This window comes from Acinetobacter sp. YH12136, assembly GCF_013418545.1.
In the GTDB taxonomy this organism is placed as follows: Bacteria; Pseudomonadota; Gammaproteobacteria; order Pseudomonadales; family Moraxellaceae; genus Acinetobacter; species Acinetobacter towneri.
The window spans coordinates 17495-30674 of record NZ_VPBV01000021.1; the positions used below are offsets into that span (position 1 = coordinate 17495).

The 13180-nt window shown below is 41.9% G+C and carries 15 protein-coding genes; 10 read left to right on the forward strand and 5 right to left on the reverse strand.

Annotated elements, in window-relative coordinates; genetic code table 11:
* Nucleotides 1–2 precede the first annotated feature (2 nt).
* The 6 genes from FTU71_RS10220 to rplS all read left to right on the forward strand — a co-directional run bounded on the left by FTU71_RS10220 (nucleotide 3) and on the right by rplS (nucleotide 3287).
* Nucleotides 3–458 carry a type IV pilin protein gene (locus tag FTU71_RS10220; RefSeq protein ID WP_306669738.1) on the forward strand — a complete coding sequence of 152 codons (456 nt, stop codon included), beginning with the start codon at nucleotides 3–5 and terminating at the stop codon, nucleotides 456–458.
* Nucleotides 452–946: a type IV pilin protein gene (locus FTU71_RS10225; protein ID WP_180111953.1), complete on the forward strand. Its 495-nt coding sequence runs from the start codon at nucleotides 452–454 to the stop codon at nucleotides 944–946. The genes FTU71_RS10220 and FTU71_RS10225 overlap by 7 nt, the downstream gene beginning before the upstream one ends.
* 145 nt (nucleotides 947–1091) lie before the next feature.
* Nucleotides 1092–1349 (forward strand): 30S ribosomal protein S16, encoded by a 258-nt coding sequence (gene rpsP, locus FTU71_RS10230; protein WP_180111954.1) that lies wholly within the window; start codon nucleotides 1092–1094, stop codon nucleotides 1347–1349.
* A gap of 28 nt (nucleotides 1350–1377) precedes the next feature.
* A complete protein-coding gene (gene rimM, locus FTU71_RS10235; RefSeq protein ID WP_168418483.1) occupies nucleotides 1378–1926 on the forward strand; it encodes a ribosome maturation factor RimM in 549 nt (182 codons plus the stop codon).
* A gap of 42 nt (nucleotides 1927–1968) precedes the next feature.
* Nucleotides 1969–2709 (forward strand): tRNA (guanosine(37)-N1)-methyltransferase TrmD, encoded by a 741-nt coding sequence (trmD, locus tag FTU71_RS10240; protein WP_180111955.1) that lies wholly within the window; start codon nucleotides 1969–1971, stop codon nucleotides 2707–2709.
* Nucleotides 2710–2915: 206 nt separating this feature from the next.
* On the forward strand, nucleotides 2916–3287 hold the full coding sequence (rplS, locus tag FTU71_RS10245; RefSeq protein WP_004974529.1) for a 50S ribosomal protein L19: 372 nt from the start codon (nucleotides 2916–2918) through the stop codon (nucleotides 3285–3287).
* 68 nt (nucleotides 3288–3355) lie between these two features.
* Here the strand turns inward: rplS and FTU71_RS10250 are convergent, their stop codons facing one another.
* The 3 genes from FTU71_RS10250 to FTU71_RS10260 form a co-directional block, all read right to left on the reverse strand.
* The gene (locus FTU71_RS10250) at nucleotides 3356–4324 is read right to left on the reverse strand and encodes a triacylglycerol lipase (protein ID WP_180111956.1); all 969 of its coding nucleotides are present in this window, start codon (nucleotides 4322–4324) and stop codon (nucleotides 3356–3358) included.
* A 176-nt stretch (nucleotides 4325–4500) separates the two neighbouring features.
* Entirely contained in the window at nucleotides 4501–5418 is a 918-nt protein-coding gene (locus FTU71_RS10255; RefSeq protein WP_225531238.1) for a triacylglycerol lipase, read from the reverse strand.
* 414 nt (nucleotides 5419–5832) lie between these two features.
* Nucleotides 5833–6861 carry a lipase secretion chaperone gene (locus tag FTU71_RS10260; protein ID WP_180111957.1) on the reverse strand — a complete coding sequence of 343 codons (1029 nt, stop codon included), beginning with the start codon at nucleotides 6859–6861 and terminating at the stop codon, nucleotides 5833–5835.
* Nucleotides 6862–7005: 144 nt separating this feature from the next.
* Between FTU71_RS10260 and truB the strand changes: the two genes are divergently transcribed.
* Together truB and FTU71_RS10270 are read left to right on the forward strand one after the other, a co-directional pair.
* On the forward strand, nucleotides 7006–7911 hold the full coding sequence (gene truB, locus FTU71_RS10265; protein WP_180111958.1) for a tRNA pseudouridine(55) synthase TruB: 906 nt from the start codon (nucleotides 7006–7008) through the stop codon (nucleotides 7909–7911).
* A 208-nt stretch (nucleotides 7912–8119) separates the two neighbouring features.
* Nucleotides 8120–8578, forward strand: a complete 459-nt coding sequence (locus FTU71_RS10270) for a hemerythrin domain-containing protein (protein ID WP_179989062.1) — start codon at nucleotides 8120–8122, stop codon at nucleotides 8576–8578.
* Here the strand turns inward: FTU71_RS10270 and FTU71_RS10275 are convergent.
* Together FTU71_RS10275 and serA are read right to left on the reverse strand one after the other, a co-directional pair.
* Nucleotides 8575–9453, reverse strand: a complete 879-nt coding sequence (locus FTU71_RS10275; protein ID WP_004974539.1) for a DMT family transporter — start codon at nucleotides 9451–9453, stop codon at nucleotides 8575–8577. The genes FTU71_RS10270 and FTU71_RS10275 overlap by 4 nt on opposite strands.
* A 158-nt stretch (nucleotides 9454–9611) precedes the next feature.
* Entirely contained in the window at nucleotides 9612–10844 is a 1233-nt protein-coding gene (serA, locus tag FTU71_RS10280) for a phosphoglycerate dehydrogenase (protein ID WP_168418491.1), read from the reverse strand.
* A 347-nt stretch (nucleotides 10845–11191) separates the two neighbouring features.
* Here serA and FTU71_RS10285 point away from each other — a divergent pair, with 347 nt between their 5' ends.
* Both FTU71_RS10285 and FTU71_RS10290 read left to right on the forward strand, forming a co-directional pair.
* Nucleotides 11192–12601: an FAD-binding oxidoreductase gene (locus FTU71_RS10285; RefSeq protein ID WP_180111959.1), complete on the forward strand. Its 1410-nt coding sequence runs from the start codon at nucleotides 11192–11194 to the stop codon at nucleotides 12599–12601.
* A gap of 157 nt (nucleotides 12602–12758) precedes the next feature.
* Complete coding sequence (locus FTU71_RS10290; RefSeq protein ID WP_004974545.1) at nucleotides 12759–13130, forward strand: hypothetical protein; 372 nt, start codon at nucleotides 12759–12761, stop codon at nucleotides 13128–13130.
* Nucleotides 13131–13180 lie beyond the last annotated feature (50 nt).

The following is a 13180-nucleotide window of genomic DNA, read 5'->3' on the forward strand; positions in this document are numbered from 1 at the left end:
ATATGACAAAACGTACTTTGCCTATGAATGGGTTTACTTTGATTGAGCTAATGGTTGTTGTTGTAATTGTGGCTATATTAGCCGCGATCGCAATCCCTTCTTATAACAGTTATGTGAGGCGTGCAAGCGCCTCAAAAGCTCAAGAGCAAATCCAACAAATTGCAATTGAATTAGATAAACATAAGTCGAGAAATTTTAGTTATTCGGACTTCATTCTTCCTAATAATCTTAATGTCTATCCAAAGGGTGCAAGTGGATCTAGTGTAAAATATCAGTTCACTTCGGTTGTTGATAGCACTGGGCAAGCTTGGGTTATTACGGCAGAAAGTAAAGATAAGAGTAATTATAGTTTCCTAATGTCAAATAGCGGCTTACGCTGTAAAAATAAAAGTTGGGAGAATATTAGCACTACGAATTTAACGTGTGGAGCAAAAGCAGCGGGGGCTGAAGAATGGTAAAAAATATCAGGGGCTTTACGCTAATTGAGCTCATGGTTGTAGTTGCAATTATTGGTATATTGGCAGCAATAGCATTTCCGTCCTATCAAGAGCATGTACAAAAAACAAAACGTGCGGAAGCACAATCCGAACTTCTTGACATAGCTCATAGGTTGCAAAAATTTAAAATTGCAAATTTTTCTTATATAGCATATGAAGTTGATGATGATGATCCAACGGTGGATAATCCAAAGCCAGTTACCTTAACTGATATTAATCATACAGGGTCTATTCCTGTACAAGGAGATAGACTCTATACAGTTGAGTTAGAAGATGTCGGTTTAACAACTTGGACGTTAGTTGCTACTCCTGTAGACGATACAGTAGTAGAAAATACTGGCGTAATTTGTTTAAATCATCGAGGTCAAAAGTTTTGGTCTAAAACAACAATGTCATCTGAATTATGCAAAGAGGGTTTATCTACTACCTCAAACTGGGACGGCAAATAACTTTTAAATTCAAATCTGCGGATAAATACGTTTTGATCTTTCATTCAGGGCAAATTTCACGTAAAATACTGCCCTCTATGAAAGGGGTTTGAAATGTATCGATGGTCGATGCAGGGATAATCCGTAAAAACTATAAGGTTGTATCATGGTAGTTATTCGTCTTACTCGTGGTGGTGCTAAAAAGCGTCCATTCTATCAAATCATTGTAACTGACAGCCGCAATGCGCGTGACGGTCGTTTCATCGAACGTATTGGTTTCTTCAACCCAACAGCGCAAGGTAAAGCAGAAAAACTTCGTTTAGATGCTGACCGTTTTGCACACTGGGTTGCCCAAGGCGCTCAACCATCTGAACGTGTTGCTTCTTTAGCTGCTCAAGCTAAAAAAGCTGCAGCTGCTGCATAATTTTTACAAATTAAGTAGTAGGTAGCCCATGACACCAACACAGAATGTACCCGAAGATCGTATTCAGATTGGACAGCTACGTTCAGCTTATGGATTAAATGGGTGGCTCTGGGTCTATTCCAATACAGAACCCATGAGCAACATATTTGACTATCTGCCTTGGTACATTGAAACCAAAGCAGGTTGGCAAATGGTCGATGTAAAACGTTGGAAACCACATGGCAAAGGCTTGGTGGTCAGCTTAAAAGGTGTGAGTGATCGCACCGCAGCAGACAACTTAGTTGGTGCAAATATCTGGATTTCAAAATCGCAACTGCCTCAACCAGGTGTGGATGAGTATTACTGGTCAGATTTAAAAGGCTTAACTGTGTTAGGTCTGGATGATGACGAACAGGAAATTAATCTCGGTCAAATCCATGAACTGTTTGAAACAGGTGCTAACGATGTGATGGTGGTTCGCGCAACTGCTGCCAGTGTCGATAGTGAAGAGCGCATGATTCCATGGCATAAAGATGTGGTGCAACGTGTTGATCTCGAAGCGGGTCGTATCTACGTGAATTGGGGTGTAGATTATTAATCCTTTCAGGATTCACATAGCAGGAAAATAGAGGAGTCTGCGGTGTTTTTTGCAGTCATTACGCTTTTTCCTGAAATGTTTGAAGCGATTACAGCTTACGGTATTAGCGGACGCGCAGCAAAACGCGATTTAATGCAAATTACTTGTATTAATCCACGTGATTTTGCACAGGGCAACTACAAACGGGTGGATGAACGTCCATTTGGTGGTGGTCCAGGTATGGTGATGATGGCGGAGCCGTTGGCGCAAGCAATCCAACATGCCAAAAACCTTGCACAGCAAGCGGGGGCAGTTCATGTGCCAGTGGTGTATATGTCACCACAAGGCAAAACCCTAAATGAAACTGCAGTACAGCAATTCGTTGAATATGATGGATTGATTGTATTGTGTGGTCGTTATGAGGGTGTCGATGAGCGTCTAATTCAGCATTATGTCGATCAGGAATGGTCGATTGGTGATTACGTTTTATCGGGCGGTGAACTGCCAGCGATGGTGTTGTTGGATAGTATTATCCGGAGACTTCCGGGTGCGATGTCTGATGAACAATCACATGTGCAGGACTCTTTTGTGGATGGTCTTTTAGATTGCCCACAATATACCAAGCCAGACCATTTTGAAGGGTTGGATGTGCCTGAAGTATTAAAGTCGGGTCATCATGCCAATATTGAAAAATGGCGGTTTTTGCAGCGTTATCAACGGACTTTAGAGCGTCGACCTGAGTTGATTGAAAAAGTTGAGTTGAGCAAGCAGCAGAAAAAATGGCTAAAAGATGAGCGAGGGTGAGTAAAGCATTGCTTTACCCGAGCGCAAGGCGAGAAGCTATGCTTCGAGCAAACTAAACTGCTTAATGTAAATTAAGTACTTAAATAGGCTCTTTATGCATTGAAGCGGTCAGGCATAAAGGGAAAGTCAATCGGGCCTATGCGCTTTAGCCTCTAGACCCAGTGGAAATCAGACCTCTTCTGACCCACACATACTGGAGATACCCCATGAGTGGTAAGCATCCTTTAGTACAAGCTGTTGAAAATGCACAGCTTAAGCAAGACATCCCAGCTTTTGCACCAGGCGATACAGTTATCGTTCAAGTAAAAGTAAAAGAAGGTGATCGTGAGCGTCTTCAAGCATTTGAAGGTGTGGTAATTGCGAAGAAAAACCGTGGTTTGAACTCTGCGTTCACAGTACGTAAAATTTCTAGCGGTGTTGGTGTTGAGCGTGTTTTCCAAACTCACTCTCCAATCGTTGCTAAAATTGAAGTGAAACGTCGTGGTGACGTTCGTCGTGCTAAACTTTACTACCTACGTGAACTTTCTGGTAAAGCTGCACGTATTCGTGAGAAATTACCAGCACGTAAACAAGGTTAATTTTAACTTTGCTTTACAGCTAAAAAATGCGCCGTTTAGGCGCATTTTTTTATGTCTGGTATTTGAGTTTATAAACCTTGCATTTTTAAGCGATTGGCATGTTGACGATATACATCAACAGGATCTGGTGCAAAGATATCTTTCATGCCCAAGAGTTGATTGACTTCATCTAAGTGGTTCCAATAGTAGTTATCACGAATGGTTTTACCAAATTTGGCGCTGCAGCGTGATACCAAACCATCATTATCACGACCATTATCAATCAACAAACTGGTCGCCAACATGGCTGAGTCTGGATCAAGTAAATTAGTGACAGCCGTATTGCCCGTAAATGAATAGAACTGGATGCCTTTTTCTTGATAAGCGCCCTCACCACAACTTGTCGTTGGCATACCCATTGGGAATTTGCTGTTAAATTGTGCTGAACCTGTGGTGCTCAAACTGTTGGCACCTGCCAATGAGTCATGTGGATAGCTATTTGGATCTAAACCTTGTGCCCAAGTAATGGTTTTAGACACTAAATTGACCATATCAATTAATGGTTTTTCTAAGGCCGAACCTTGGACTTTTAGAATAAAGTCGGCCACAGGTGAGCCTTTATTCGGTGCACCGACAGCAGTCAGCGATGCGACTTTAGATGGCATCACGCCTGCAACATAACGAATGGTTGGTCCACCATGTGAGTGACCAATTAAGTTGACCTTGCTTGCGCCTGTAATCGCAAGAATTTCATCGACTTGTTGTGCCAATTGTTCGCCACGAACTTCTGATGAGTTAAATGGAGATACGCGGGTTGCCCAAGCGTTAGCACCGTTACGTGCTAAATTGGGTAAAATTTGGTACCAATAATCGACACCTAACTGATCTCCACCAATATTGATAAAGCCTGCCATACCGTGAGTAAACACAATCGGATATTTGGTTTTGGCATAACTGGAGATCACGAAGTTAGATTTGACCTGTTCTGCATTGGATGCGTGCGCGGTACTGAAGGTACTAGCCGCAATTAAGCCTGCAATGAATAATCCATATTTCATATAACATCCTCTATTTTATTGTGCTTTCCTAGCATGACAATATCTATTGTCAAATATCATTATTCAGGAAATTTGCTAGATTGCAAGTTCTGAATGATTCATGGTTATTGAACTTCTTGCACTTGAGTTTCAAGCACAGGAAGATGGTTTTGCCAAGATTGAAATGAGCTTTACTATTACAAACCTTGTAATTTCAATCGGTTGGCATGTTGTCGATACAGTGCAACTGGGTCAGGTGCAAACAAGCCCGTTAAGCCAAACATCATGTTGGCAAGGTCGGTATGATTTAGTCGGTAGTTGTCACGAATGACGTGTCCAATGTGGGTACTACAACGTGCGACCATGCCATCGTTGTCTAAATTGCCATAAGACAGTGGGCCGAGTTGCATTAAAACAGTGTCAATATCCAGTAAATTGGTGGCTTGTGCTACACCTGTCCATGAATAGTAATGAATCCCGCGATCTACTTTGGCACCGCTGCTGCTGCAATTTGCGGCCAAGGCTGTGGTTGGAAAACGACGGTTAAAATCTGCAGACGCTGTTTCGGTTAAAGAAGCCATCGATGCATCAAAATCGACAGGCATGTCTGGCTGTTGCTGCGCCCAAGTAATGAGAGGCGCCACCATATAGTCGCCTAAAATATTAAACGCGGTGCGTGATAAACGATTATTTTGAATATCATCGGCAACTTTGGAGCCACGGAATGTACCTGCAACGCCCGTAATTGATGCCACATATTCAGGTTTGGTCGCAGCTACATAACGTACTGTTGGGCCACCATGTGAGTGACCAATTAAATTGACTTTGGATTTGCCAGTGATTGCCATGACTTCTTCGACTTGGGCAATCAGTTGCTCACCTCGAAATTCAGTACGGTGTGCAGGGGAGAGTTGTGCGGCAAATACGGTTGCGCCATTACGTGCCATATCTGGCAAAATTTGATACCAATAATCCATATTAAAGGTTTCATTGCCAATGCGTGACCATCCGAGCCAGCCGTGTACCATGAGCAATGGATATTTGGTTTTGGCATAGTCAGATTTGGCCTGTTCCTGAATAGGCAACACGCTTGGAGCAGCTTGAGCGACACCCATTGAACCGAGCAAGCAGCCAGTGACAGCCAATGTAATTGCCCGTATGTTAGAGATGATGGTCATAAAACAATCCTGTGTTCTTTATTTTTGTTACAAGTGAAGTGGTGGCTTCGCTTCCCTCTTGAAAGCTCAGATATGCAAATTGCCGTTGGTTACGGCACGGTGTTGTGAGTCATCCTCGACTATTTTTTGTACGCTCAGGTATTTTTTCATGCGTAATTTAGAAAAAACATATCATTTGGGGACAGTTATTGCGCATTGTCCCAGAGATTTGTAAATCTACATGCATATTGATATCTATTTAATATTTATAGACATTTGTATATTAAATCGTTGTGGTGAGTTTGTACTAAAACAGCTTTTCAGGCATAAAAATAGGGCATGTTGAATGCCCCAGTTGTTCTATGCAATATGTTAGTCAGCAAAAGGTAATTTTCCACCTTGATCATGTACCTGTTCAAAGGTTTCTAAACGCAATTGCTCTTGTGGATTTTGAAAATGCTGTCCGCGTAATTGTTTCACGGCTTGTTGCTTGGCTTGATCATTCATTCCACTTTGCATGATTTGATCACGCGTACTTAAATAATCCTCTACTCGTGATTTCCACTGACTGCGTTGCCCATCTAATTGTTCTAAACGCTGGGTGGCTTCAGGGCCAACCAGATTTAAACGCATTTGTCGAATTTCAGCAGCAGAGCCGCCGCGTGCTTTAATTGCTGCGGTTAAACTGCGCAAATCCTGTAAAGTATTTAACTGTTCTAAATTCTCCTGCCAATCTTGCGGGAGTTGTTTAAATAATTCTTGTAATTTCTGCGCTTTTTCAGCTTCGGACAATTTTTTATCATCCATCACCGCCATACGTTTTAAGGTGTATTCGTGGTAGATATCTTCCGTACCAAATAAACCTTCAATTTCATAATCTGAAAAATACTGTTTACGCAGGTTTTGCATATTGCTAAAAATGCTGCGGTAATATTGCGGATCTTCCTGACTCAAGTTCGGTGTTTGCAGTTGCCCCAACGCATTTCTGTAGTCTAAATAACGCTGCCATAAATCTAAAATTTGCGATAAAGCAGGCTCTTTATGGCTTTGCGTAATATAGGCTTTAAAATCTGTACTGATTGCTTCAAGGCTCTTTTCGCCATATTGGGTAATAAAATATTCAAAACAATTGCGGGTTTGTTCATTAACGATCAGACGATTACTTGCATCCAGTTTAAGCTGACAATTGACTTCGGTGTCCTGCTGACTTGGGCTTAAAAAATTTGCAGCAGGGTTATTTTGCATGGCTTGCTGCATGCTCAAAGCTTGAGATGTTTCATCATTTGAGCTTTGCTGGGGTGATGTATCGGGGGAGTTTGATTGTGGCATCAGCCAATACACCAAAGTTGAAATGAGCAGTATCACTACGCCTAAAACAATCCATATTTTATGTTTCTGCATTTCAATGCACCTGTATATCCATTTTATTTTTTTAATCATAAGCGCTCAAATATGCCATAAAAGTAAATCGCTGTTCTAGAAATGTTGTCATTTATCGCGGCAGATTGTTACCATGGCGCAGTTTTGCTTTGACTTATGTGTGCTATGAAATCATCTGCGGCTAAAATCCAGCGTCGTGCCATTAGTGGTGTATTTTTATTGAATAAACCTTTGGGCATCAGCTCCAATGCAGCATTACAAAAAGTGCGCTGGTTATATCGGGCGCAAAAAGCAGGGCATACAGGAGCATTAGATCCATTGGCTTCAGGTTTGCTGCCGATTTGTTTGGGTGAAGCGACCAAATTTTCGCACTATTTACTCGATTCGATGAAACGCTATCAAACCACCATTCAATTGGGACTTAGCACCACCACAGGAGATGTTGAGGGTGAAGTGCTGTTGCAGCAGGCTGTACCTGCATTGAGCCAAGAGCACATTGAGCAGGTATTGGCACAATTTCAGGGCGATTTGATGCAAGTTCCGCCTATGTATTCTGCCTTAAAAAAAGAAGGCCGTCCGTTGTATGAATTGGCACGACAGGGCATTGAAATTGAACGTGAAGCGCGCCCAGTCACCATTGATGCCATTGAATTGCTGTCTTTTACTGAACAGAGCATCACTTTGGATGTGACTTGTTCTAAAGGCACGTATATTCGTGTATTAGGTGAAGATATTGCCAAAGCCTTGGGCACTTACGGACATTTGACCTATTTACATCGGATTAAAACGGGACATTTTGACCTGATTCCGAGTTATAGCATTGAATATTTGGAAAGTTTAAGTGAAGCAGAACGTGAGGCTTTATTGCTGCCTGCGTATGCACCTGTGCAGCATTTTCTACACATTCAAGTCCCTGAAGGACGCGCTGAATATTTTAGTCGTGGCATGGAAAGTAATATTGACCATCCTGCAGCAGCGCAAGTGTTGGTCTTTGATGGTGAAAAGTGTTTAGGTTTGGCTGAAATTACAGATAAAAAGCGCTTGGTACCGAAACGGGTTTTAAATCTCTAAATTTTGCTCAGATACATAACTTGAATAAAGTGGGTAAGTGAATTAAAGCTTTCTATACAAATAGTTGCAGGAATTCGGATTGATCCTCTATACAGTAGCTAGAGGATTAAAAAACGAAATCAAAACTGACTCCAAAACCGATGTGGATGTGCGAGTAGATTCTTATCAATCTGTTCGCCGCGCATGGGTTAAAAATAGAGGGCTGCACATGAATATTTTTGAAGCTTTACGCCAAAGTCACGACATCCAACGAGATTTAGCCCGCCAACTGACGCAAACTTCAGGTGATAGCCCTGAACGTAGAGCGGTATTTGAACAACTTAAAAATGAATTATTTGCGCATGCAGTGGCAGAAGATCGCTATTTTTATATTCCCTTAATGATGACTGATGCGGGTTTAAATATCACTCGCCATGCTTTGGCAGAGCATCATCAAATGGATGAATTACTCGAACAATTAACCGAAACGGAAATGAGCAACACGGGTTGGCTGGCAATTGCCAAGCAACTGTCAGATAAAGTGCATCATCATTTAAAAGAAGAAGAACATGGCTTTTTTCAGCAGGCAGGCAAAATTTTGTCTGAACAGCAAAAACAAAGTCTAGCCAAGCAATATTTGGCAGAATATGAAAAATACCAACAGATGTCTAAAAACAGTTTGGTTTAAACATTCTGCGGCTGTTTGGATTTTTTTACTGCTCTAAAAGTAACGCCCACCGAAGCTAACATAATGCAGCATAACGCGAGCCATTGCAGTGAAGTAATTTTCTCACCCAACAATACCAAGCCTGTCAGTGCAGCCAAAGCAGGCGATAAACTGGAAAGTGTGCCATAACTCATTTTGCTGAGTTGTTTTAAGGCCTGTAAATCCAGCGCATAAGGAATGGCCGTGGCAAGCACTGCAATGGCAAGCGCCTTGCCCCAATACTGGGTTTCAAACAGTGCGGGGGCATTGTTATACAGTCCGAATGGAATCAAAGCCAAAGCCGAAATACTGATGGCGATGGTCAGCGCGTGCATGCCAATATTTTGTTGCACCACTTTTTGCCCAAAATAAATATAAAAAGCCCAGCACAATCCTGCACCTAAGGCACATGCTGCACCAAACAGACTAAAATGATCTCCCTGCGCTTGTCCCCAAGGCACCATAAGAATAATGCCTAAAATCGCCAACAATACCCAGACATAATCTTTACGGTTTTGAATGGACAATAAAGCTAAGCCCAAAGGCCCGACAAACTCTAAACCCACCGCAATACCTTGCGGCAACTTGCCCAAAGACAGATAAAACAGAATATTCATTAAGCCCAAGGCTGCGCTATAGCACAATAAATCACGCCATTTTAAATGTGCGAGCCGCGACAGAATTTGCCATGAGCGAAACATGATTGCCACAATTACACTGGCAAAGCACAGTCGCAAAATCGTCACAGTAAGTGGGTCAAGCACCTGAAACAATTGTTTGGCAAAAGAAGCACTGATTTGATAGGAGATCATGGATAAAACCATGAACAACACCGCAGTGAGTTGGGCGTTTGGCATGGGGCAGAAAAATACTCAACAGTGTGGAAATGGGAAGGTCAGGCAGATTATAGCAAGTTTAAAAATACAGGGCTGTGGCAACTCAAGGTTACTCATAGATCAGGCATAAAAAACCACAGTGCTAAGACTGTGGTTTTTTGTAGCATCAGCGTGTGGTCTTAGAACAAGACACGTACGCGAATTGTGCCTTCAACTTCGTGTAAAGTATCTAGTGCTTCTTTAGATGCAGTCGCATCAACATCCATCACTAAATAACCGACATCACCTTTGGTCATAAGTGACTGACCAGAGATGTTGATGCCGTGTTCAGCAAACAAGTTGTTGATTTTAGACAATACACCTGGAATATTTTGGTGAATGTGTAATAAACGGTGTTTGCCTTCGGTTAATGGTAGTGCAATTTCTGGGAAGTTCACTGCAGATAAAGTCATACCTTTATCTGAATATGCAACGAATTTCTCTGCAACTTCTAAACCAATGTTCGCTTGCGCTTCCATGGTCGAACCACCCACGTGCGGTGTTAAAATCACGTTTGGCAGGTTGCGTAGTGGAGAAACAAACTCTTCACCATTGGCTTTTGGTTCTTTCGGGAACACGTCAACTGCAGCACCTGCAATATGACCTGATTTGATCGCATCAGCCAAATCTTCAATCACCACACAGGTACCACGTGCTGCGTTAATGAAAATAGAGCCTTCTTTCATTTGTGCAAATTGTTCTTTTGCCATGAAATTGCGGGTAGAGGGTACATCTGGAACGTGTAAAGAAACCACGTCTGCATTTGCCAATAATTCGCCCATTGAGCCAACTTGACGTGCATTACCTAAAGGTAATTTGGTTACTGCATCATAATAAATCACGTGCATACCCATGCTTTCAGCTAAAACTGAAAGTTGAGAACCGATTGAACCGTAACCCACGATACCTAAAGTTTTACCACGTGTTTCAAATGAACCGACTGCAGACTTGTTCCAGCCACCTGCATGTGTATCGGTTGATTTTTCAGGTACGCGACGTAGCAATAAAATTGCTTCAGCCAATACCAATTCTGCAACCGAACGGGTGTTTGAATAAGGGGCATTGAAAACTGGAATACCACGTTCCATTGCTGCAGTTAAGTTCACTTGGTTTGTACCAATACAGAAACAACCTACCGCAATTAGTTTGTTCGCAGCTTCAAAAACTTCTTCAGTTAGCTGTGTACGTGAACGAATTCCAATGAAATGCGCATCTTTAATCGCTTCTTTTAACGCATCGCCCTCAAGCGCCGTTTTACGATAATCGATGTTGGTATAACCCGCTGCATTTAACACGTCGATTGCGTTCTGGTGTACGCCTTCTAACAACAAGAAACGAATTTTATCTTTAGGTAATGAAAGATGTTGGCTCATTACGGCTCCGCTACAAAGGCCAAATTTAGTGGCGGTATGATAACATAGGAGATGGGTCGATATACATTTCCTTTATGACCAAGAGTGCAGGTATTTTTTGTCAGATATAATCTCTTTCAGAAATATTGCCCAAAATTGCCCTGTTCTTACCACGTTATATTATCGGAATTGCCAATATTCACAGGTTTTTCAAAAAAATCGCTTATAATAAGCGGCGCACATGAAAGCCAACCCACGCTGTTGCTTTGATGCACATATTTAGTCTGCAGTATCTTCATCTTCAAATAGATCAAGATGTGCAGACAGTCGCTTTTCTTCCTGTTTAATTCTTGCTAGGTCTGCAAACGATGAATGCTCCAGTCGCTTTAACCCCTGAGTTATTGACCCAATTAACGGCAATAGTCGGTGAAAACCGTATTAAAACGGATGTCGATAGCCTCCAAAACTGGGGTCGTGACCATACAAAGCATTTTGATCCGAACCCATCGGTCATCGTTTTTCCATCAAGCACAGAGCAAGTACAAGCCATTGTAAAACTGGCGAATCAGTTTAATGTGGCCATTACTCCATCGGGCGGACGCACAGGTTTATCTGCAGGTGCAGTGGCAGCCAATGGTGAAATTGTCGTCAGCATGGACAAGATGAACCAAATCTTGGAATTTTTCCCTGCAGACCGTATGGTTCGCGTGCAAGCGGGTGTGGTGACTGAGCAACTACAAAACTATGCCGAAGAACAAGGCATGTATTATCCAGTCGATTTTGCATCTTCAGGTTCTTCACAAATTGGCGGTAATATCGGCACCAATGCGGGCGGTATTAAAGTCATTAAATACGGCATGACCCGTAACTGGGTGTTGGGTCTGACTGTGGTAACAGGCAAAGGAGATATCCTGCGTCTGAACAAAGGCATGATCAAAAACGCAACAGGTTATGCGCTGCAACATTTATTTATTGGCGGTGAAGGTACACTCGGTTTAGTGACCGAAGCTGAAATTAAACTAGAGCGCCAACCGCAAGATTTACAAGTGATGGTGTTGGGCGTACCTGATTTTAATTCGGTGATGCCTGTATTACATGCTTTCCAAGCTAAAATTGATCTGACTGCATTTGAATTCTTTGGTGAATTGGCGATGCAAAAAGTCTTGGATCATGGTCATGTGCAACGTCCATTTGAAACCGAATGTCCATTTTACGTGTTACTTGAATTTGAAGCGCCATTTGAGCCAATTATGGACAAGGCGATGGAAATTTTTGAACACTGTATGGAACAAGGCTGGGTGATGGATGGCGTATTGAGCCAAAGCCTAGACCAAGTTGAAAGTTTATGGCGTTTGCGTGAAGACATTTCTGAGTCGATTGCACCGTTTATTCCATATAAAAACGATATTTCAGTATTGATTACTCATGTTCCTGCATTTATTCAGGAAATTGATGCAATTGTGGCAGAAAACTATCCTGACTTTGAAATTTGCTGGTTCGGCCATATTGGTGATGGTAACTTGCACCTGAACATTCTTAAACCTGCCGATTTAAGCAAAGACGAATTCTTTGCCAAATGTCAGGTGGTAAATAAGTATGTATTTGATACTGTGAAGAAATATGATGGTTCTATTTCTGCAGAACACGGTGTAGGCATGACCAAAAAACCATATTTGGAATATTCACGTTCGGCTGAAGAAATTGAATATATGAAAGCGTTGAAAAAGGTTTTTGACCCTCAAGGCATTATGAACCCAGGCAAATTATTTGATTTGTAATTCCTTTCGCCTTTCATTTATTTAAGTGAATTGAAAAACGCATCCTCGTGATGCGTTTTTTTATGCCGCTGTTTTAATTTTACATTTCTGTTCTAGCGTTTCTGCTCGAACAAGGCATCATAGAAGCATAAATAATAATCAACATTTTGGAGGAGTTATGTTGCGTTTAATCACGGTTTCCGCATTGGGTGTTGCGTTATTGTCAGGCTGTGCGACTACACAGAATATTATTTCACAAGTTACGCCTGCAGAAACACCTTTGGCGCAGGTACTCAAACAACGTCCAGATTTGCGTAAAGAATTGGCTACCGTTGAAATTCGTCAATACTTTAACCGTGTCGAAGCACCAACTGCGGCAGAAGTAAAAATTACCGAAACAGGCTTAATGGATGATTCGGTACGTTCAATTCGTAGTATTTATCACTTTAAAAATATTAATGGACAATGGCAGCAGGGTGATGTGCAAACCGCTTACTTATGCGCACGTGGTAAAAATACCAAGACTTTCCAAAGCAAAAAATGTCCTTAAATTGCTGTAGGGCTTAGGTAAATCTTGCATGATGTTCTAAAAATGCAACA